17 protein-coding genes are annotated in these 21,038 nt (G+C 69.8%); 4 read left to right on the top strand and 13 right to left on the bottom strand.

The window, feature by feature from the left end; genetic code table 11:
- Positions 1 to 25 precede the first annotated feature (25 nt).
- Positions 26 to 904 (bottom strand): Cgl0159 family (beta/alpha)8-fold protein, encoded by an 879-nt coding sequence (locus ACWEOO_RS40245; protein ID WP_452147561.1) that lies wholly within the window; start codon positions 902 to 904, stop codon positions 26 to 28.
- A 1,023-nt stretch (positions 905 to 1,927) separates the two neighbouring features.
- Here ACWEOO_RS40245 and ACWEOO_RS40240 point away from each other — a divergent pair.
- Entirely contained in the window at positions 1,928 to 2,656 is a 729-nt protein-coding gene (locus tag ACWEOO_RS40240) for a hypothetical protein (protein ID WP_452147540.1), read from the top strand.
- 1,082 nt (positions 2,657 to 3,738) lie between these two features.
- Here the strand turns inward: ACWEOO_RS40240 and iolC are convergent.
- Genes iolC through ACWEOO_RS40225 form a run of 3 tightly spaced genes read right to left on the bottom strand, consistent with a single transcriptional unit; the run spans position 3,739 to position 6,612 of the window.
- Complete coding sequence (gene iolC, locus ACWEOO_RS40235) at positions 3,739 to 4,680, bottom strand: 5-dehydro-2-deoxygluconokinase (RefSeq protein ID WP_359935567.1); 942 nt, start codon at positions 4,678 to 4,680, stop codon at positions 3,739 to 3,741.
- Between the two features lie 46 nt (positions 4,681 to 4,726).
- Complete coding sequence (locus tag ACWEOO_RS40230; protein ID WP_452147539.1) at positions 4,727 to 5,611, bottom strand: sugar phosphate isomerase/epimerase family protein; 885 nt, start codon at positions 5,609 to 5,611, stop codon at positions 4,727 to 4,729.
- A 14-nt stretch (positions 5,612 to 5,625) separates the two neighbouring features.
- Positions 5,626 to 6,612 (bottom strand): Gfo/Idh/MocA family protein, encoded by a 987-nt coding sequence (locus ACWEOO_RS40225; protein WP_452147538.1) that lies wholly within the window; start codon positions 6,610 to 6,612, stop codon positions 5,626 to 5,628.
- 142 nt (positions 6,613 to 6,754) lie between these two features.
- Here ACWEOO_RS40225 and ACWEOO_RS40220 point away from each other — a divergent pair, with 142 nt between their 5' ends.
- On the top strand, positions 6,755 to 7,495 hold the full coding sequence (locus tag ACWEOO_RS40220; protein ID WP_355696905.1) for a GntR family transcriptional regulator: 741 nt from the start codon (positions 6,755 to 6,757) through the stop codon (positions 7,493 to 7,495).
- Here the strand turns inward: ACWEOO_RS40220 and ACWEOO_RS40215 are convergent.
- The 5 genes from ACWEOO_RS40215 to ACWEOO_RS40195 form a co-directional block, all read right to left on the bottom strand.
- Positions 7,492 to 12,354 (bottom strand): NAD-glutamate dehydrogenase, encoded by a 4,863-nt coding sequence (locus ACWEOO_RS40215; protein ID WP_452147537.1) that lies wholly within the window; start codon positions 12,352 to 12,354, stop codon positions 7,492 to 7,494. The two genes, ACWEOO_RS40220 and ACWEOO_RS40215, sit on opposite strands and share 4 nt — an antisense overlap.
- 115 nt (positions 12,355 to 12,469) lie before the next feature.
- Positions 12,470 to 12,679, bottom strand: coding sequence for a ferredoxin (locus ACWEOO_RS40210; protein WP_452147536.1), 210 nt, complete (start codon positions 12,677 to 12,679; stop codon positions 12,470 to 12,472).
- Positions 12,676 to 13,785 carry an NADH-ubiquinone oxidoreductase-F iron-sulfur binding region domain-containing protein gene (locus ACWEOO_RS40205; protein ID WP_452147535.1) on the bottom strand — a complete coding sequence of 370 codons (1,110 nt, stop codon included), beginning with the start codon at positions 13,783 to 13,785 and terminating at the stop codon, positions 12,676 to 12,678. The genes ACWEOO_RS40210 and ACWEOO_RS40205 overlap by 4 nt, the downstream gene beginning before the upstream one ends.
- A gap of 86 nt (positions 13,786 to 13,871) precedes the next feature.
- Positions 13,872 to 14,444, bottom strand: coding sequence for a hypothetical protein (locus ACWEOO_RS40200; protein WP_452147534.1), 573 nt, complete (start codon positions 14,442 to 14,444; stop codon positions 13,872 to 13,874).
- Positions 14,417 to 15,325, bottom strand: a complete 909-nt coding sequence (locus tag ACWEOO_RS40195; protein ID WP_452147533.1) for an FAD:protein FMN transferase — start codon at positions 15,323 to 15,325, stop codon at positions 14,417 to 14,419. The genes ACWEOO_RS40200 and ACWEOO_RS40195 overlap by 28 nt, the downstream gene beginning before the upstream one ends.
- 6 nt (positions 15,326 to 15,331) lie before the next feature.
- On the opposite strand from ACWEOO_RS40195, the gene ACWEOO_RS40190 reads away from it, so the two are divergent.
- Positions 15,332 to 15,595 (top strand): hypothetical protein, encoded by a 264-nt coding sequence (locus tag ACWEOO_RS40190; protein ID WP_452147532.1) that lies wholly within the window; start codon positions 15,332 to 15,334, stop codon positions 15,593 to 15,595.
- Positions 15,596 to 15,706: 111 nt separating this feature from the next.
- Here ACWEOO_RS40190 and ACWEOO_RS40185 read toward each other — a convergent pair whose 3' ends face one another.
- The gene (locus tag ACWEOO_RS40185) at positions 15,707 to 16,204 is read right to left on the bottom strand and encodes a MarR family winged helix-turn-helix transcriptional regulator (RefSeq protein WP_363711152.1); all 498 of its coding nucleotides are present in this window, start codon (positions 16,202 to 16,204) and stop codon (positions 15,707 to 15,709) included.
- An 83-nt stretch (positions 16,205 to 16,287) separates the two neighbouring features.
- Here ACWEOO_RS40185 and ACWEOO_RS40180 point away from each other — a divergent pair, with 83 nt between their 5' ends.
- Complete coding sequence (locus tag ACWEOO_RS40180) at positions 16,288 to 17,259, top strand: NmrA/HSCARG family protein (protein ID WP_452147531.1); 972 nt, start codon at positions 16,288 to 16,290, stop codon at positions 17,257 to 17,259.
- 145 nt (positions 17,260 to 17,404) lie between these two features.
- Here the strand turns inward: ACWEOO_RS40180 and ACWEOO_RS40175 are convergent, their stop codons facing one another.
- From ACWEOO_RS40175 to ACWEOO_RS40165, 3 genes are all read right to left on the bottom strand, one after another.
- Positions 17,405 to 18,730, bottom strand: coding sequence for an aromatic amino acid lyase (locus tag ACWEOO_RS40175; protein ID WP_452147530.1), 1,326 nt, complete (start codon positions 18,728 to 18,730; stop codon positions 17,405 to 17,407).
- Positions 18,731 to 18,913: 183 nt separating this feature from the next.
- The gene (locus tag ACWEOO_RS40170; protein ID WP_452147529.1) at positions 18,914 to 20,476 is read right to left on the bottom strand and encodes an alpha-amylase family glycosyl hydrolase; all 1,563 of its coding nucleotides are present in this window, start codon (positions 20,474 to 20,476) and stop codon (positions 18,914 to 18,916) included.
- Between the two features lie 83 nt (positions 20,477 to 20,559).
- Positions 20,560 to 21,038, bottom strand: a 479-nt coding sequence (locus tag ACWEOO_RS40165) for an MFS transporter (protein WP_452147528.1), incomplete at its 5' end; no start/stop codon positions are given.

The raw sequence follows: 21,038 nt of genomic DNA, 5'->3' as shown, positions 1-21,038 counted from the left end.
TTCCTCGGAACCTCAGCTGTCCGGGTCATACGGTGTCGCCGTGCACCAGCGCGGCGGCCTGGTCGACGGCCGCGGCCACGTCACCGTCCGGCGGGAACAGCAGCGCACGCCCGACCACGAGTCCACGGACCGACGGCAGTTCGAGCGCCTTGCCCCACGAGGCGTAGGTCGCTTCCGGCGCGGCGGTCGGATCACCACCGAGCAGCAGCGTCGGCATCGTCGTCGCCTCCATCACACGATCGAGTTCGTCCACGACCGGCAACTTCAGCCAGGTGTAGGCACTCGTTGCGCCGAGACCCGACGCGATCTGGATCGACTTGATCACCGAGTCGGGATCGAGCAGGTTCGTGACCCGCCCGTCCTCGCCGCGCGTCGACCAGAACGGCTCGACCATCGCCATCAACTTGTGCTCGGCCAGCCCGGTCACCGCCGCCGCGCTGCTCTCCAGCGTCGCCACAGTCCCTGGGTCGTCGAGATCGATCCGCGTCAGCATCTTCCCGCCGTCGAGCCGCCGCGCGGCGATCTCGTCAGCAGTCCGGTAGGCCGTGAACCGGTCGTCCAACTCGAACGCCGCACCCTGCAACCCGCCCCGGTTCATCGACCCGATGACGACCTTGCCTTCCAGCGCACCGAGCAGGAGCAGGTCCTCCAACACATCCGGGGTAGCCAGCACACCGTCCACCCCCGGCCGCTGCAACGCGATCATCAACCGAGCAATCAGATCCGCCCGGCTCCCCATCGCCATCCGATCCCCACGCACCCCCAGCGCCCCCCGCGCCGGATGATCCGCAGCCACGATCAACAGCCGCCCGTCATCGCCCACCAACGCCCGAGTCCGCCGCTGCAACCACCCCTCAGCCACCCGCTCCGGATGCCGAACCCGAACCTCAGTCAACTCCCCCAACCGCTCCCCAAACTCTTTCCACTCATCCCCCCACCGACCAGAACCATCCGCACCACCACCGGCGCTCGCGGCACCGGCAGTAGCGACGACACCGGCCGACCCACTCATGACGCCGCCCAACGCTCCGGCACCATCGCCCCCCGCATCTGCAGCATCGCCCTGTCCGCCAACCCGCCCCGCAAACTCGTCACCGCTCTGCCCCGCGACGCGCTCACCCACGCCGCGACTTGACAGCCGATCGACCGCGTCCCCCACGTCCTCCGCCGCCTGCTCCCCTGCACGCTCGCCGACACCACGGACATCCCCAGCCGCCGAGGCACCCTCAACCCCAGCCTCCGCAGCTCCGCCCGCCACCTCAGCGCTCGCTCCACCCGCGCCAACCACGCGGCCTGCACCAACCGCACCGCCTACCGCTCCGACGCCCGCAGCACCAACCGCCCCGGCCACACCGCCCGCATTCGCGGAACCAGGCAGACCGGCCGCACCGGCACCACCCGAGGCAGCCAAGGCATCAGCTGCTGCACCGCCCGCACCGGTTGTGCTTGCGGCTCCCGGTTCCCCGGCATCCGATCCGCCGACCGACCCGACCAACACGTCGGGCGCACCGCCCGTACCCGCGGTGCCTGCGGTTCCCGCTTCGCCGGCGTTCGTTGCGCCGACCGACCCGACCAACACATCGGGGACACCGCCCATACCAGCTGCGCCTGCGGCTCCCGGCTCCTCGGCACCCGATCCGCCAACCGACCCGACCAACACATCGGGGACAGCGCCCATGCCGGCTGCGCCTGCGGCTCCCGGTTCCCCGGCATCCGATGCCCCGACCGAGCCGACTGGAGCGTCGGGACCATCCGCCGAGTAGCCCGCCGCTGGGCCGACACCTCCCTCGGTCGCCGGGGCTCCTGCTCCAGCGACGGGGTCCGGTGTGCCAGCGTGCGCGGAGACGGCCGGCTGGTCGGTTGTCTCGTCGTCGGTTGCAAAGGCGCCAGACGACGACGCTTGCTGCTGGCTGCCTGACGTGACCGCTTGCTCAACCAGCGGGTGGCTTGCCGTGTCGGCTTCCTCGACGGACACGCCTTCCGCACGCCCGTTTGCCGGTTCCGGATCACGTCCGGCTTCCGTACGCCCGTTGGCCAGTTCCGGATCACGCGTCGGGTCGTTCGATGGCGCCTGTTCGTCGGCGTTCGCACCCTGCGCGGCTCGCGGCGCGCTGGACGGCTGGCCTGCCTGTGGAGCAGGCACGGTTGCCCGTTGCTCACCGCGTACCGTCACACCACTCAACTGGTGACCAAGCGACGTGCCCGCCGCACCCCGCGCCAAGCCATCTCCGACAGCAACACCTGCAGCCTGCGCACGCACACGCTCTTCGCGAATGTCCTGCGCATGCTCAACCTGCTCGCGCGGACCCTGCTCGCGCACATCCTGCTCGTGCGTGCTTGGGTCGTGCGGGCTCGGGTTGTGGCGGCTCGGCTGGGCCTGTTCGCGTGGGGTTCGGTTGTCCGGGGCCTGTTCGCTGGTGGCCTGTCCAGGGTGGGTCTGTTTGTTTGTGGGCCCGTCGTGGGCGGGTGGGGTGGTGGCGGGGAGGTGCAGGTTTCCGATGACGGTGGTTTGGCCGTCAGGAGTTGCCTGCTCCCGGGAGGTGTCGAGCATTACCGTCAGGTCGTTGGAGCCCGGTGTGTCTGGGCGGCGTACGGGGATCGTCGGGTCGTTTGGGCCTGCGGTTGGCGCGTCCGGATCGGCGTACTGCCGCGCTGACGGCTCTGGAGACGCACTTCCGGTCACACGAGCGCTGTGCGTCGCGGGAGCGTTCGGGGCTCCGGGAGAGTTCGAGGTCTCGCCCTGGGTCGTACGGCTGCCGTGGCCCGCGGGTCCGCCAGGGGTCGCATGAGAGCCGTGGGGCGAGGAGCCTGAGATGACCGTCGGGTCGTCGGGGCCGGCTGTCTCTGGGCGGCGCGCAATCACGGTCGGGTCACCGGGGTTGGCAGCCTCAGGACGGCGCGCGATCACCGTTGCGTCGTCCGGCCCGGCGGCTTCGGGGCGACGTGCGATCACCGTCGGATCGCCGGGGTTGGCGGGTTCGGGGCGGCGTGCGATGACCGTTGGGTCGTCCGCGTCGGCGGCGTCTGGGCGGCGCGCGATCACCGTTGGGTCGTTTGAACCTACGTGTGGGCGAATCGTCGGATCGTTCGACCTGACATGCTCACGGGCTGTTGGAGCGTTCGAGCCTGTGTAGCCAAGTACCCTCGGATCGTCCGTCCCGCTGTACTGAGCAGGCGGCCTGCTGTTCCCAGCAGCCCTCGGGTCCTCCGACCCAGGGCACCCAGCAGTCCTCCGGTCATCCGACTCGGTGTACCCAGGAGCGTTCGGATCGTCCGATCCCACGTGGCCAGGAACCGTCGGGTCGTCCGAGCCGCTGTACCCAGCACTCCTCCGGTCGTCCGGCCCAGCGTGCCCGGCACCCCTCCGCTCGTCCAGTCCGGCGTACCCAGCAGCCCTCCGGTCGTCCGGCCCAGCGTGCCCGGCACCCCTCCGCTCGTCCAGTCCGGCGTACCCAGCAGCCCTCCGGTCGTCCGGCCCGGCGTACCCAGCGGCCCTCCGGTCGTTCGGTCCGGCGTGCTCTGCAGCCCTCGGGTCGTTCGGCCCGGCGTGGCCGGCAGCTCGCCGGTTGTCCGGCCCGGGGTGGCCGGCGTCTCGCCGGGCTTCTGATGTGCTGTGGCCGGTTGGGGTGAGGGTGGTGGGGTCGTTGGGGGTGAGGGTGGTGGCGTCCGGGTCTTCTTGGGGGCGGTGGATGGGGAGGGGGCGGGCGTGTTCGGTGTAGTGGTCTTCGTCGTGGGGGGTCATGATTCGGCTCCCAGGTGGGAGAGGACTTCTTCGGTGGTGGGCATGGCGGTGGAGCATTCGAGGCGGGAGGCGACGATCGCGCCGGCGGTGTTCGCGAAGCGGATGATCTTCTCGAGGGGCCAGCCGGAGAGGAGGCCGTGGCAGAGTGCGCCGCCGAAGCCGTCGCCGGCGCCGAGGCCGTTGACGACCTCGACCGGGTAGGGCGGGACCTCGACGCGCTCGTCGCGGGTCCGGGCGAGGGTGCCGCGGGGGCCCTGCTTGACCACGGCCAACTCGAGGCCGCGGTCGAGGAGGGCCTGGGCGGCCTTGTCGGGGTCGGTCTCGCCGACGGCGACCTCGCACTCCTCACGGTTGCCGACAGCAACGGTGCAGTACTCCAGGGCGCGCGACACCTGTTCGTGGGCTTCGGTCGGGTCCGCCCAGAACATCGGCCGGTAGTCGAGGTCCAGCACCGTGATCGGACGCCGGCCGCGGGCCTCCCAGGCGGCGAAGTGCGCGGAGCGGGACGGTTCGGCGGACAGACCGGTGACCGTGGACCAGTAGATGCGTGCGTCGCGGATCGCGTCCAGGTCGAGTTCCGACGGGTTGATGACCAGGTCGGGCGCCTTCGGGAACCGGTAGAAGTACAGCGGGAAGTTGTCCGGCGGGAAGATCTCGCAGAACGTGATCGGCGTCGGCAGCCCGTCCACCGGGGTGACGAAGCGGTCGTCGACCCCGAGTTCGCCGAGCGTGCGGTGGATGAACGTGCCGAACGGGTCGTTCCCCGTCCGGCTGATCACCGCCGTCTTCCGCCCGTGCCGTGCCGCCGCCACCGCCACGTTCGTCGCGCTCCCGCCGAGGAACTTGCCGAACGAGGTGACGTCTTCCAGATGCGTCTCGATCTGCAGCGGGTACAGGTCGACCCCGATGCGCCCGATCGTCAGTACGTCGTCCACCATCAGACCTTCCCATCCCCACGGGTCCCGCAGACAGTCGTGCGGGCAGTCATGCGAGCCCCGCCGCGATCGACCGCAGGTGCGCGATACTCGCTCGTACGTCGACCACGGGGCCCTCGTCCGCCGGGCGGTCCTCGAGGATCGTGTCCTGCTCCAGCACGTACCAGCCGTCGTACCCGGACTTCTCCAGTGTGCCGACGATCGTGGTGATGTCGATGTCGCCGGCGCCCAGCGGCCGGTACATCCCGCCGCGTACGGCGTCGGTGTACGTGACCTCGCCGGACTGCACCCGCTTGGCCCAGGCGGCGTCGACGTCCTTCAGGTGCGTGTGCCGGATCCGGGCGGTGTGGTCGACGGCCAGCGCCACCGGATCGACCCCGCCGATCAGCAGGTGCCCGGTGTCCAGCGTCAGGCCGATCGACGACCCCTGCAGCACCTGAGCGACGTCGGCGGCGTTCTCGACCATCGTCCCGACGTGCGGATGGACGGTCGCGAGCACACCACGGGAGGCCGCCAGCGCGGACAGCTTGTCCAGGTTGGCGAGCAGCGTGTTCCACCCGGCGGTATCCAGCACCGGGCGGTCGTCGTACCCGTCCTGGCCGGTCGCCGCGGCGAGAACCAGCGTCCCGGCACCAGCCGCGACGAAGCCCTCGAGCGCGGCGGCCACCTCCGGAGCCGGGTCGTGGGACGGGTCGTGCAGGACGACCGGCACGAATCCGCCGACGGCCCGAAGACCGGCGTCCGCCAGCGTCTTCGCCTTGTCGGACGGGTCGTCGGGCAGGAAACCGTCCGGGCCGAACTCGGTCGCGGCCAGCCCGACCGCGCGCATCTCGGCGAGCACCGTCTCGGCGTCGTACTGCCATCCCCAGCCCGGCACCTCGCAGACGCCCCACGAGATCGGGGCCCCGGCGATCCGCGCAGCAAGTTCGGTCATGTCGAAGAAACCCTTCACAGCGTGACGATGCGGTTCTCGTGGCGGGACAGTTCACAGGCGTCGGCGATCCGGAAGGCCGCGAGCGCGTCCCGGACCGTACACGGCACCTCGCGGGTGCCGGCGACCACCTCGGTGAAAGCGGTCAGCTCGGCGACGTACGCGGGCTGGAACCGGTCCATGAAGGTCATGTGCGGCGGCCCCTCCGGGAAGCCGACGCCCGGCTCGGCCGAGCGGAGCGCGGTGTGCGAGTCGAGGCCGACCGCGATCGAGCCGAGGCTGCCGTGCAGTTCCATCCGTACGTCGTGCCCGGCGCCGTTGTACCGCGTGCCGCTGACCGCGACGAACGTGCTGTCGTCGAGGGTCAGCAGCGCTGCCGCCGAGTCCACGTCGCCGTACTCACCGAAGAACGTCTCGCCGCGGTTCGCGCCCGTGGCGTAGACGCTGACGACCTCGCGGCCGGTGACGTACCGGATGATGTCGAAGTCGTGCACGCTGCAGTCGCGGAAGAAGCCGCCGCTCTGCGGGATGTACTCCTGGTGCGGCGGGAAGGCGTCGTTCGTGTTCGCCCGGATGTGGTGCACGAACCCGAGCTCACCCGACGCCACGGCCGCCCGTGCCGCCTGGTACCCGGCGTCGAAGCGGCGCTGGAAACCGATGTGCACGGGCACCAAGGACGCCTCGACCAGATCCACCACCCGCGACGTCTCCGCGAGGTCCAGCGCCACCGGCTTCTCGCAGAACGTCGGTACGCCGGCCGCGAGCCCCGCCTCGATCAGCGACGCGTGCGCGGACGTCGCCGCCGCGATCACGAACCCGTCGACACCGGAGGCGAGCAGCGCCGGTACGTCGGCGGCGGATTCGACGCCGAGCTCCTTCGCGACCACCTGGGCCCGGCCGGGATCCGCGTCGGCGACGACCACCTGATCCACCGCCGGCAAGCCCTTCAGCGTCGCGGCGTGGAACGCCCCGATCCGCCCGACCCCGACCAACCCGATCCGCATCCGCGCTGCCCCTCTCGAGAACGGCGCGCCACAGTCCCCGCGGCGCGCTGGTTGCTCGTCAGCTTTCCGGCCGCGTGGCCCAGGTGTCAATACTTTGTTAACACATTCTCACGTCGGCACATATGCATGTAGCATCCCGCACATGACCGCTGTGCTCCCGATCCAGCTCGATCGGAGCAGCCCTGTGCCGCTGTACCACCAGCTGGCCGAGCAACTGACGGCCGCGATCACGGAGGGGCGGCTGCGGCCGGGCGATCCGTTCGAGAACGAGATCGGCATGTCCGACCGACTGAGCCTGTCCCGCCCGACGGTACGGCGGGCGATCTCGGAGCTGGTCAACCAGGGGCTACTGGTCCGGCGCCGCGGAATCGGCACCACGGTCGCGAACCAGATGGTGCACCGCAAGGCCGAGCTGACCAGCCTGTACGACGACCTCGCCCGCGAGGGTCGCACACCGCGGACCGAGGTGCTGGCACTGGACTGCGCGGCGCAGGACGACCGCGCCGCCGCCGTCCTCGAGGTCCCGCTCGGTACGCCGCTGGTCGCGATCGTCCGGCTCCGGTACGCCGACGACCTGCCGCTCGCGATCATGCGTAACTGGTTGCCTCCGGCCCTCAACGACCTGAGCCTCGACGAGCTGACGAGCGACGGTCTGTACGCCGTGCTGCGCGCCCGCGGCATCCGCCCCACCGTCGCGCGCCAGCGCATCGGCGCCCGCAACGCGACCGCCGAGGAACGCCGTACCCTGCACATGTCCAAGGCGGAGCCACTCATCACGATGACCCGCTCCGCCTACGCCGCCGACGGAACCCCGGTCGAATACGGCAGCCACTGCTACCGCGCGGACCAGTATTCCGTCGACGTCGTGGTGTCCGAACGCTAAGCCTGGCTGGCGATCAAGGTTCGGACCAGGCGGAGGCCGACCGAGAGGTGGGCCAGTTCGGGGCCTTCGGTTTCGACGATTTCCTCGAGCATCGTGGCGGCGCGGGCGAGGGCGGTGGCGTTCTGGTCCTGCCAGGTGACGACACGCTCCTCGGGGTCGGCCGACGGGTCGGTGTTGGCCAGGACCTGGCGGGTGAGGCGGGCGTGGACCGCATGCAGGTCGTCGCGGAGGGCGGCGCGGGCCATGGTCTGCCAGCGGTCGGTCCGGGGCAGGCCGATGATCCGCTCCAGGAAACGGCCCAGCTGCAGCCGCTCGCCGAGCGCAAAGTGGACCTTGGCGACCTCGAAGATGTCGATGTCGTCCCGCGAGGCCGTCTCCACGATCCCGAGACCGGCGTACGCCGGCGGCAGCACCGCGATCCGGGTCGCGAACTCGTCCGAGACGCCCTTCTGCACCAGGGCCTCGCGCCGCTGCTCGAACAGCGCCAGCTCACGCCCGCGCAGAACGTCGGGCAGCGCCGACGTCAGCTTGGCGATCCCCGGACCGAAGAACTCGATGAGCTCCTCGATGTCGACCGGAGGCCGCCGGTTGCTGACCAGCCAGCGGGTCGCGCGCTCGACCAGCGTCCGGGTCTCCAGGCGCATGTGCGTCTGCGTCCCGGCGTCGACCACGTTGTCCAGCTCGGAGTTCCGCGACAGCAGCTCGGGCTGGGCGAAGATCCGCGAGGCCGCGAGGTTCGCCCGGACCACGTCCTCGACGGTTCCGCCGGTCTCCAGCGAGAGCCGGTGGTACGCCGTGATGCCGGAGGTGTTCACGAACTCGTTGACCACCTGCGTCGTGATGATCTCGCGGCGCAGCTGGTGGGCCTGGATCTGGTCGGTGAACCGCTCCTGGATCGCCTTTGGGAAGTAGCTGGCGAGCTTGTGCTTCAGGTACGCGTCGTCGGGCAGCGAGGTCTTGAGCAGCTCGGCCTCCAGCACGATCTTGGTGTACGCGATCAGCACCGACAGCTCGGGCGACGTCAGCCCGCGGCCCTCGGCCTTGCGTCGCTTGAACTCCGTCACGCTCGGCAGGAACTCCAGCTCGCGGTCGAGCAGGCCCTGCTTCTCCAGCCGCCGCACCCAGTCCTGGTGGACGTGCATGAGCGCGGCCGCCTGCGCGCCGGCGTTGGCCAGCGCGATGTTCTGCCGGTAGTTGCTCTTCAGCACCAGCGCGCCGACCTCGTCGGTCATCGACGCGATGATGTCGTTGCGCTGCTTCTCGGTCAGGTCCCCGTCGGCGACCACGGTGTCGAGCAGGATCTTGATGTTCACCTCGTGGTCGGAGGTGTCCACGCCGGCCACGTTGTCGATGAAGTCGGTGTTGATCCGGCCGCCGGCCGCGGCGTACTCGATCCGGCCGAGCTGGGTGCAGCCGAGGTTGCCGCCCTCGCCGACCGCGCGGGCGCGCAGCTGGGACCCGTTGACCCGGATCGCGTCGTTCGCCTTGTCGCCGACGTCGGCGTTCGACTCGGCGGTGGACTTCACGTACGTGCCGATGCCGCCGTTCCAGAACAGGTCGACCGGCGCCTTCAGGATCGCGTTCATCAACTCGGCCGGCGTCGCCGTCGGTGCGCTGCCCTCGATCCCGAGGACCGCACGGACCTCGGCCGAGATCGGGATCGCCTTGTCGGTGCGCGGGAACACGCCGCCGCCGGCGGAGATCAGCGACGCGTCGTAGTCCGCCCACGACGACCGCGGCAGGTCGAACAGCCGCCGCCGTTCCCCGAACGAGACGGCCGCGTCCGGCGCCGGGTCGAGGAAGATGTGCCGGTGGTCGAACGCCGCGACCAGCCGGATGTGCTCCGACAGCAGCATCCCGTTGCCGAACACGTCCCCGGACATGTCGCCGACGCCGACGACCGTGAAGTCCTCGCTCTGGCAGTCGTGGCCCATCTCGCGGAAGTGCCGCTTGACCGACTCCCACGCGCCGCGGGCGGTGATGCCCATCGCCTTGTGGTCGTACCCGACCGAGCCGCCGGACGCGAACGCGTCGCCGAGCCAGAACCCGTACTCCTTCGCGACGCCGTTCGCGATGTCCGAGAACGTCGCCGTCCCCTTGTCCGCGGCGACGACCAGGTACGCGTCGTCACCGTCGTACCGGACCACGTCGCGCGGCGGAACGATGTCCCCGGCAACGATGTTGTCGGTGATGTCGAGCAGCCCGGAGATGAAGGTCTTGTACGACGCGATGCCCTCGGCCAGCCAGGCGTCCCGGTCCGCGCCCGGGTCGGGCAGCTGCTTGGCGTAGAACCCGCCCTTCGCGCCGACCGGCACGATCACCGAGTTCTTCACCATCTGCGCCTTCACCAGGCCGAGCACCTCGGTGCGGAAGTCCTCGCGCCGGTCCGACCAACGCAGACCGCCGCGTGCGACCGCGCCGAACCGCAGGTGCACGCCTTCGACGCGCGGCGAGTACACGAAGATCTCGTACGCCGGCCGCGGCTGCGGCAAGTCGGGGATCGCCTTCGGTTCCAGCTTCAGCGACATGTACGACCGCGGCTGCCCGTCGGCGCCCGGCTGGAAGTAGTTGGTCCGCAGGGTCGCCTTCATGACGGTCAGGTACGACCGCAGGATGCGGTCCTCGTCCAGGCTCTGCACCGTGTCCAGCGCGGCCAGGATCTCCTTCTCCAGCTGGTCCGTGAGCATGCCCCGGTCCGGGTCGTCGGCCGGGCCGCGTGCCGGGTCGAAGCTGGTCTCGAACAGCTGCACCAGCAGACGCGCCACGTCCACGTGGTTCAGGAACGTGTTCTCGATGTAGTCCTGGCTGAACGGTGTGCCGCCCTGGCGGATGTAGCGCTGGTACGCGCGCAGGATCGACACCTGCCGCCAGCTGAGGTTGCCGCGCAGCACCAGCGCGTTCAGCTTGTCGGACTCGGCCCGGCCGTCCCACACCGCCCGGAACGTGTCGGAGAACAGCGTCCGCAGCTCTTCGCGCTCGTCGGTGTCCTCCGGGGCCCGCAGACCGAAGTCGTAGATGTAGGCCATCGTGCCGTCGGCCCTGCGGATCTCGTACGGGCGCTCGTCGACAACCTCGACGCCCATCGCGCTCAGGTGCGGCAGCACCTGCGACAGCGACAGCGACGACCCGGTGCGGAACACCTTGAAGCGCCGCTCGCCCTCCCACTCCTCGTCGAGCGGGGTGTACAGCGACATGGCCAGCCCGTTCTCGGCCGGCAGCCCTTCCAGGACGTGCACGTCGTTGACCGCGACGCGCGCGTCGAAGTCCTCCTTGTACGCCTCCGGGAACGCGCCGGCGTACCGGCGGGACAGCTTGGTGACCGCGCCGTCGCCACCCTGTGCGTGCAGCGCCGCGGTGAAGTCGTCCTCCCACGCCCGGGTCGCCTCGACGACCTGCTGCTCCAGCAGCTCCGCGTCATACTCACCGACGGTCTCGCCCTGCTTCATCCGCACCACGAAGTGCACGCGGGCCAGCACCGACTCGGTGACGTAGGCGGCGTACGTGACGCTCTCGGCGCCGATCGCGTCCTGCAGGATCTGCTGCATCTTCAGCCGGACCGCGGTGGTGTACCGGTCGCGCGGCAGGTACACCAGGCAGGACAGGTACCGGTTGTAGACGTCACGCCGTACGAACAGCTTGACCGCGCGGCGCTCCTGCAGGTGCAGCACCGACTGCACGATCGGCAGCAGGTCCTCGACCGGCGCCTGCAGCAGCTCGTCGCGCGGGTAGGTCTCCAGCACGTCGAGCAGACCCTTGCCGCTGTGGCTGTTCGGGTCGAAGCCGGTCTGGCGGAACAGCTCCAGCGCCTTGCGCCGCAGCACCGGGACCTGCATGACGCTCTCGGTGTACGCCGTCGACGACAGCAGGCCGATGAACCGGCACTCGCGGACCGGGTCGCCGTTCGCGTCGAACTGCTTGATGCCGACGTAGTCCAGGTAGGCCGACCGGTGCACCGTGGAACGGGAGTTCGCCTTGGTCAGGATCAGCAGCTTCCGCTCCTGGGCCTTGGCGCTGACCTCCGGCGGCAGCTTGCCGGAGCCCGGCTTCGGGTCCGGCCGGAGGATGCCCAGCCCGGTTCCGGGGCTGCCGCGCAGGATCCCCTGCCGCCCCTCCATGGTGAAGTCGTACTCGCGGTAGCCGAGGAAGGTGAAGTGCTCGTCGGCCAGCCAGTCGAGCAGCTCCCGCGCCTCCTCCACCTCGCTCTCGGAGACCGGCAGCTCGGCGGCCTCCAGCCCGGCGGCGATGCTGACCGCCTTCTCGTGCATCTTCGGCCAGTCCTCGACCGCCTCGCGGACGTCGTTCAGGACCCTCTGCAGCGCCTGCTCGAGGGCGCGGTGCTCGGCGACGTCGGCGATCCGCTCGATCTCCAGGTGCATCCAGCTCTCGCGGACCAGGTCGTGCCCGTCCGCGGTCGCGCTGTCGTCGAGGACCTCCTGCAGGGTGCCGGCCACATCGCGGCGCACCACGAAGGTCGGGTGAACCAGCAACTGGAGCTCGAGGTTGCGCTCGGTGATCGCTATCGAGGCACTGTCCACCAGGAACGGCATGTCGTCGCTGACGATCTCGACCACGGTCCGTCCGCTCGCGGACCAGCCGTGCTCCTCCAGCGTCGGAGTGAAGACGTGCACCTTCGCGGTGCCCTGCGGGCGCGACATCGCGGACTTGTAGTGGTGCCGCGCGGCGCCCAGGCAGTCGTTCGGCTGGCGCTCGGCGACGTCCTCGGCGGCGACGTGCCGGTAGTACTGCTCGAGGAACGTCTTCAGCTTGCCCGGGTCGGCCGACTTGTCGTGCCCATGGGTGCCCGCAGCCACCGCCTTGGCGAGCACATCGGCCTTCTGGACGTCCAGCTTGCTCTGCATTCCCCACCGTCTCCACACGTGACGTCGGCGTCGCTCTCGCCGGACCGCACGACGTTGTGCGGTCACTCAGAGATTAGTCCACTCCTGTCACTGGTGTGGTGTCGGGACGGGCCTGTCATCGATTCGCGAGGCGCAGTGCGAGAGCCGGGCAGGCGAGGACTGCGCGGCGCGCGTCCGGGAGCTCACCGGCGGTGATTTCGCGGCCGCGGAGGACCGGGAATCCCCACTCGTCGAGGACGATGTCGTCCGGCAGCAGCCCGGCGCACAGGCCGTGCCCGTCGCACCTGGTCCAGTCGATCTCCACCTTGTTCACCGGGTTGTTCATCGCGTACCTCCGAGGACTCCCAGCACCGGCCGGCCACATCCCTGACCCGACAGATGACGCCGTACGTCGTCGGCGAAAACCTCCAGCGCCGATGTGAGGAACCTCGCAGTGCCGTCCGGGTGCGCACAGGCTCCCCGGCCCGGGACCAGACCGAGATGCCGCTGGGCGTCGTGCCAGCCTCGCGGGTCGCCCACCGTCAGTCTGGCGAAGTCGTCGACAAGCGAAGCCAGACCGAAGACACAAGGACCGCACTGGCCGGCTGACTGACCTCTCAACCATTCAGCGACCCGCGTGACCTCACCGAGCGGGCAGGTACTGGAGCCGAGCGCCAAGATGATGCCAGCCGACACCTCCGGCCGTTGCAGCATCACGCCCTCGGTCTGCGCGAGCCAGCGGCCGTGGTACCCACCCAGCAGGACAGGTCCGGGCTCTGCTCCGGCGTACTGCAGGACTGTGTCGAGTGGGACGCCGGTGGGTGTCTCGATCACGCCAGGGCGTTGGACGGCTCCGTCGATCGTCAGCAGCTGAGTACCGGGCTCGCTCGTCAGACCCGTGCTGCTGAACCCGCGGGAACCGAGCCGCGCGAGTACGGCGAGCTGTGCGAACGTCTCGACGTTCGACAGGAACGTCGGGCGCCGGTGGTATCCCTTCCGCGTCGGCAGCACCCGGCGACCCGGCGGTACTGCCTTGCCGCCCTCCAGTGCGCTCAGCACCGCGCGGGCCTCGCCTGCGACGAAGCGCCCCGGTGTCTCTCGCACCTCGATCGCCAGGCGATCGTCGCGCTCCATCAGCGCCTCACGCAGGGACACGGCCGCGGCGCTGTCGTGTACGGCGATCAGCACGTGGGGAGCCCGCAGCGCGTGCGCCAGGCCGACGGCACCGTCCAGAACGAGATGTGGCGACCGTGTGAGGAGCAGCCGATCCTTCCGGCTCACCGGCTCGCTCTCGGAGCCGTTGACCACGACGGCCTCCACACCGCGAGCAGGAAGGTCCTGCAGCTTCAGTGCGACCGGGAACGCCGCTCCGCCGCGGCCCCTGAGTCCTACCGCTTCGCACAGCCGCACATAGTCGTCGCGGGTGAGCTCGGGCTGCGGGCCGTGCGTCATACGGTGACACTGAAGGTCCAAGCGACCCTGCTCGAGTCCGGCGAGGACCCTTGCCTCACCGATCACCCTCGTGTCTTCAACCGTGATCACTGGGTCCTCCAAGCTCGTGTGGGCGTCGCGTTGAGGCGGTACGCGCCTGCGGTGGCAACAGCGACCAGGCAGCCGAGCGTGATGCCGAGCATCCACGGCGTACTGCGGTCGGTACCTGCCAGCAGGGCGTGGCCGATGGCGAGCAGCCACCCGACCGACGCGGCGATGTGGAGCTTGCGCCAGTGCTTCGCGAACGACGCGGAGACAGCCAACCGGCCACGGGCCGCTCCGACGAGTGACGCCAGTACCAGGCTGTAAAGAGCAAGCGCACCGACGACCATGGCGAACGGCCGGTATCCGGCGCCGAACGGCCAGACCAGAACGGTCGGACTGATGTTCACGTAGCTGTCGGCGATCACCGCGACGACATGGGTCGCCAGCAGGACCAGTCCGGTGACAGCCGCCGACCTGTGGACGTACTGCAGCCAGAAGCGGGGCTCGGCTCGCCGTACGACCGGCATGACCATCCCGAGCACGGCGGACAGCGTGAACATCACCATCGTGACCACGCCGGCCGCGCGGGCCAGGTACCACAGCGTCATCAGGCGGCCCTGCTTGCAGTCGGCCATCCCGACAGCTCGGTGACCTGGCCGTCGTCAGCGATCAACCGTGCCGGGTGCCCGGCCAGCTTGAGCCTCCCGACAGCTGCCTCGCCAGTGGCGATGAGTGCAGTGCTGAAGGTGTTCGCGCGTACGGCGGTCGGTGCCCAGACAGACGCGGTCCGGTACAGACCGTCCGCGGGTCGACCGGTGCGCGGGTCGATGACATGGTGGCCGTAGCCGGTCGGGGTCTGCCAACGCCGTACCGTCCTGGTCGACGTGGTCAGCCCGCCGTGGGCGAGCGTGACGAGTACGCCCTGGTCGCCGGCACGTTCCGCCACGGTCACGACCCACGGCTTCGCCGGTGCGCCTGCCGCACGGAGGTCGCCGCCGATCTCGACGAGGACGGCGCAGCCGTAGCGCTTGCTGATCACGTTCGCCGCCCGGTCCGCGGTCCAGGCCTTGGCGGTGGCACCGAGGTCGAGAGCGCAGTCCTTCGGTACGCCGAGCAGCGCGAGCTTCCGGTTCAGGCGGACCTCCTGCCAGCCGGCGACCGGCGTCGGGTCCCCGGCCGGCTGCGGAAAGCGCCGTCGTACGGCCTCGATGTCGGCGTCGTACCCGGCCGCGATCACCGCCGGGCCGACGGTCGGGTCGACCGCGCCGCCGCTCATCTGGGCCGCGACCAGGCTGACGTCGACCAGGTCGACGAGCAGCCGCGAGACCGGTACGAGCGCGCCGGCGCGGGTGTTGACGACCGACAGCTCGGAGTCCGGGCGGAACCGGCTCGCGGCCTTGTCGACGCGGTCCATCAGCGCCTTGAGCTCACCGCAGGCCGCACCGAGTACGGCGGGGTCGTCGACGGTCAGCCGGACCGTGCAGCTCCACGCGGTCCAGGTACGGGAGGCGGTCATGACCCGTTGCTCCCGCCCTGCGAGGTCGCGCCGGAGCCGGCCGAGCCGAGCCCGCTCGAGCTGCTGCTGTCGTCCGAGCCCGAACCGGAACTGGAGCTCGAGCTCGAGGAGTCCGAGTTGCTCGACGACGCCGTCGTCCCGGTGCTGCCGCTGCCGGAGTGCTTCGACGACACGAGCGCGACCGAGATCCCGGTCGCGCCGACGCCGAGGACGGCGGTGGCTATCGCGGCCGCGGACGCACGGTGCAGCCAGCGCCGGCGGTTGGGTTGAGATCCGTGTGTGGTGACCATGCAGCAAGCCTCGGTCGAGGCTGTTCAGCCGCACTCCAAGAGAAGATCAAGCCACCGTCAAGTTCTCCTGAAAGCTCTCTGAGAGCACCTCTCAGGAGCGTGCCTCCAGCGGGCAGTCGTCCTCGCAGTGCTTGCCGATCGTGCCGACGACCTCGTCCGACACCTCGCCGAGGATCGCGAACCGCTCCGGCCCGAACACGTCGACGAAGAACTCCCGGACCCGCGCGGCGTGCGCCGGCGCACACTCCTTGATCGCCGCCAGCCCTTCCTCGGTGATGACGATCTCCGGGTACCGCGAGTCGCAGGCCTCCTTGCGGATCAGGCCGCGCTTCTCCATCCGGGTCAGGTGGTGGGACAGCCGGCTCTTCTCCCACTGGGTCGAACGGCTCAGCTCGAACGCGCGCATCCGGCCGGCCTCCGACTCGGACAGGTTCACCAGGATCTCGAAATCCGATCCGGACAGGCCGAACTCGCGCTGGAGGTGCCGCTCCAGATGCGTCTCCAGCGTCCGCTTCATCAGCAGGTAGCTGCGCCACGACTTCTGCTCGGCGTCGTCCAGCCAGGGTCCTTTGCTGCTCACATCCACCATCCTACCCGGCTGGGTTGACACATCAACCCACGGCGCTACATTAGTCGAGTTGACGCATCAACCCAACTCTCTGAGGAGTGGATATGAGCAAGCTGATCGCGGTCGTCGGAGCCACCGGGGCCCAGGGCGGCGCGCTGGCGCGTGCGATCCTGGCCGATCCGTCCGGCGAGTTCGCCGTCCGCGCACTGACCCGCAACCCGGACTCCGGCGCCGCGCAGGACCTCGCCGCCGCGGGCGCCGAGGTGGTCGCCGCCGACCTCGACGACGAGGCGAGCATCCGGGCCGCGTTCGACGGTACGTACGGCGCCTTCGTGGTGACGAACTACTGGGCTCCGCTGACCCCCGAGGAGGAGGCGGTCCGGACCCGCGCCGAGATGGAGCTCGCCCAGGCCGAAACCGCCGCGCGGGCGGCCCGCGACGCCGGCGTACAGCACCTGGTCTGGTCGACGCTCGAGGACACCCGGCTGTTCTTCGCCGGGCGCGACGACGTCCCGAGCCTCGACGACGGGCGCTACAAGGTCCCGCACTTCGACGCGAAGGGCGAGGCCGACGAGCTGTTCACGAAGTACGGCGTACCCACGACGTTCCTGCGGACCACGTTCTACTTCGACGCGTTCACCACGACAATGCCGCCGGCCCGGAACGCCGACGGCGTACTGACCATCACCTTCCCGATGGGCGACCAGCGACTGTCCGGCGTCGCCTCCGACGACATCGGCCGCAGCGCCCTCGCCGTCTTCAAGCACCCCGACCTGATCGGCGACACCGTCAGCATCGCCGGCGACCACCTGACCGGCGACGAGTACGCCGCCGCCCTCACCGACGCCATCGGCGAGCAGGTCGTCTACCACGCACCCACCCTGGAGGAGTACCGCACGTACCCGTTCCCGATGGCCGTGGAGATGGGGAACATGTTTCAGTTTTACAAGGAGAACCACGACGAGTTCACCGGCGACCGCAACCTCGACAAGGTCCGCGAACTGAACCCGGAACTGCAGTCGTTCGAAAAGTGGCTCGACCTGCACAAAGACGAGCTACAGGCCGCGATCAACTGACCCTTGGGCGGCCGCGTCGGCCCCGGATCTGCTGCCGGGGGCGACGAGAGCGGTCGAGGGGACGACTGCCCTGATGGCGACGATCAACCCGCGGCGCTCAGTGCAGGGGAGCCTCATGCGAGGACGGCACGGCGGAGTCGGGCGATCAGTGGTTTCCCCACGCGAAGGTCTCGCGGAAGTGGGCGACATCGTCGCGGAAGGTCTTGCCCGGGGAATGGTGCCATGCCCATCGTGGCTTGGCGGTGGGGGCGCCGAGGGCGATGGCGCGGGTCGTGGTGGCGGCTGCGAGAGCGAGGAGTTCGTGGAGGGTGTGAAGTCCTTGGTCGAGTTCGGCGCAGGCGCCGAGTCCATTGGTCCACAGGTCTTCGATGCCGTGGGATGTCGACGCGCCGGAGGCGAAGGTCCGGATGCCGAGCTCGTGGCGTAGTCGCTCGACGTGCGCCAGTGCGAGTTTGGGTACTTGGATGAGGCCGAGTCCGGTGTCGTCGCGCAGGTCGGGGGGTAGGCCGGTTCTGCCGCTGCACAGCCACGAGATCAGGCGTTCGGTCCACGTCGCGCAGACCAGCACAGCCTCGATGACTCCGGAGGTGGCGATCGCGAGCTCGACGCTCATGAACGAGTCCTGCTCGACGAGGCGCCCGTTCCACAGTACGGGGTTGTCGGAGGGCGAGGTCAGCACGCGTTCCAGTGCGGATTCCAACTGCGCGACGGCGCGTCGTACGGCGAGGATCACCGAGGCCGTGGCGCGAATCGCGACCGGATCCTGACCGAGCTCACGACGATCGGCGTTCGGCAGGTCACTGGTGCTGGTGACCAGCGGCGGCTCCTCCCAGCTTTCCTGCAGTTCTTCCGCGAGTTCGACGGCGCCGAGTTTCGCGCGTCCGGCCACCAAGGCTGCTGTCGCCACGATGCGGAGCGTGCCCGCCATGGCCGACAACTGCTCGACAGCGGCCAGGCAGTATCCGGCGTGGACGAAGACACCGTTGATCAACGTCAGACCTTGCTTGGGGCCGAGATGCATGCCGCCGTACTGCGTCAGCAGACCTTCTGCCCACCATGCCGCGGGGATGACATCACCGCACGAGTACGAGGCATCGCTGGGGACGCGCGGACGGAAATCCTCGTCGACAGCCGCCAACGCCACGAGATCGTAGATTTCCGGGTCGACGCCCGTGCCGCCGTTGCTGAGCAATTGCGCCTTCGCCGCCGAGATGCAACGGACTTGACGATCTGTGGCCCAGCGGCGAGCCGGCAACCGGTGGGTATCCAGCAGGTCCCGCTGGAACTCGTCCTGCGCAAGGTCGGATGCGGCCGTGCCGAGGATCGGCTCCCGATCACGATGCCCGACCAGTGTGGTCACGCCATAGCCGTCAGTGCCGCCCAGCAGCAACCGGCCCAGCGCCGCATGCTCGGCGACGATCTTCGGGCGCGCAGCCTTCCAACCCACCGGTGGCTCGTTGGTGGCCAACACCGCAAGAAGATCAGGGACCACGGCAGTGGTCCTGGTCCCGGGGGCTGCACGGAACACAGATCGATCCTGGGCCATGAGTTCCCTTCAAGTTCACGACAAGATCGGCGCCCGAGGGAGAGCGTGAGGTCGCGGGACGTCAGCGCGGACACTCGTCGGTGCGGACTGCCCTGGGCTCGGCTCCGCTCAAGAACCATCGACCGCCAACACGATGGCCTCGAGGGGCTCGATGGTGAGTGTTTGTGCCGCGTGTCGTTCGCGAGCGCGGCCGTTGCGGGTGCTGAGCAGCGGGCTTGCGCCCGTTGGGGCAAGGACTGTCAGATCGATGTCACGGCTGCTGGTGGCGGTGTTGATCATGATCAGGGTCCGTTCTTCCGGCAGGGTGCGCAGGATGCCGAGGAGCTTGTCGTCTCCGAGGTCGAGGACAACCTGCTCACCCTCTTGGAGGGACGGCCTGGTTCTGCGCAGCCGGAGCAGCTGTCGGTACAGGGACAGGGTGGAGGTGGGGTCGTGGCGCTGGGTGGCGACGTTGAGGTGGTCGGCGGCGTCGCCGATGGGCAGCCAGGGGGTACCGGTGGTGAAGCCGGCGCCGGGTCCGGCGGCGGTCGGCGGCGCCCACGGCATGGGGGTGCGTTGCGGGTCGCGGCCGTTGGCGTCGACGACGGCGTCGGCGGGAAGGTCGGTGTCGGGTAGGGCGAGTTCCTCGCCTTGGTAGAGGTACGGGGTGCCCCGCAGGGCGAGCACGAGGACCGCGCCGGCCCGGGCCCGGGCGATGCCGTGGTCGGCGGGTTCGCCGGGCAAGCGCCAGCGGGACGCGGTCCGCGGTTCGTCGTGGTTGTTGAAGAACCACGACGGCCAGGCGTGCGGGACGAGCCGGTCGAACTCGTCGACGGTGGCGCGCAGCGAGGTCGCGTCGAACGGGGCGCGGGCGAAGGCGAAGTTGTGCACCAAATGCAGGCCGTCGCCGACCAGGTAGGGCACCAGTTCGCGTTGGTCGAACAGCCACACCTCACCCACCGTCACCGCATGGGGGTAGTCGTCGATGATGCTGCGAACGTAACGGAGATGGTGGTGCACCGACGGCCAGTTCTGCTGCCGCAGCGGCTGTCCGGGGATGTTGTCCCGAAGCTGGGGGTCTTTGCCGAGCCGGTTGATGGAGTCCAGGCGGAGGCCGTCGACGCCGCGGTCGAGCCAGAACCGCAGGACGCCGGCCTGCGCGTCGCGTACCACGGGGTTGGTCCAGTCCAGGTCCGGTTGCTGCGGCAAGTGGGAGTGCAGGTACCACTGACCGGTGTGGTCGTGCCAGGTCCAGGCGCTGGTGTCGGCCGGGAAGCCGGCGGTCCAGTTGTTGGGTGGCCCGCCGTCGGGCGAGCCGAGGGTCGGGCCGTCCCGCCACACGTAGAAGTTCCGGTACCGGGCGGTGCGGCTCGTCGCGGCGTCGAGGAACCACGGGTGCCGGTCGCTGGTGTGGCCGAGCACGATGTCGAGCAGAACCCGGAGGCCTCGGTGATGCGCCTCGGCGATCAGCTGGTCGAGATCGTTCAGGGTGCCGAACATCGGGTCGACGTCGCAGTGGTCGCTGATGTCGTAGCCGAAATCGGCCATCGGCGAGGCGAACACCGGTGACAGCCAAATCGCGTCGACGCCGAGATCGACCAAGTAGTCCAGCCGGGAGATGATGCCGGGCAGGTCGCCGATGCCGTCGCCGTTGCTGTCTTGGAAGCTGCGCGGATAGATCTGATAGGTCACGGCGTCACGCCACCATAGGTGACCGCCTGGTGCGTGGGCTGCCCGACTCGTCTTGCTGGGGCGTTCAGTGGAGTCGTTGGCCATCAGCTGATCCACTCCGGGGCGGGTTGGTTTGGTGTGCAGGAGCGGTTGTCGTGTGAGGATGGATCGTGGTCGTGGTCGCCACATGCCGCCGGGCGGTCGGCAGTTCGGGTGCGGGCGCGGGAGACGATCACCAGCCCCACGGCGGCGAGCAGCAGCATGACGGGCGTGACGGCGAGTGCGGCCTTCAATGAGAAGGCGTCGGCCAGGGTGCCAACGGTGAACGGGGCCAGCAAGATCGCGCCCGACGTGGCCGCGACGGCCCGACCGCTGGCCAGCGCCGCCTGGCCGGGGACAAGCGACACGGCCACCGAGACGCCCATCGGGAACAGGCTGCCGAGCCCGACGCCGAGCAGCGTCAGCCCGATGAGCGCCGCCGCCGGGGGTGGGGGGGGGGGGCCGCCCCCGACCCCCGCCCCCGCGCCCCCGCGCGCGGGGGCGCGGAGCGGGGGCGGGGGGGGCCGGCGCGCCGCCGCCCGCG

This window comes from Kribbella sp. NPDC004138, from assembly GCF_053603655.1.
This window is presented reverse-complemented; position numbering and strand designations above follow the sequence as displayed.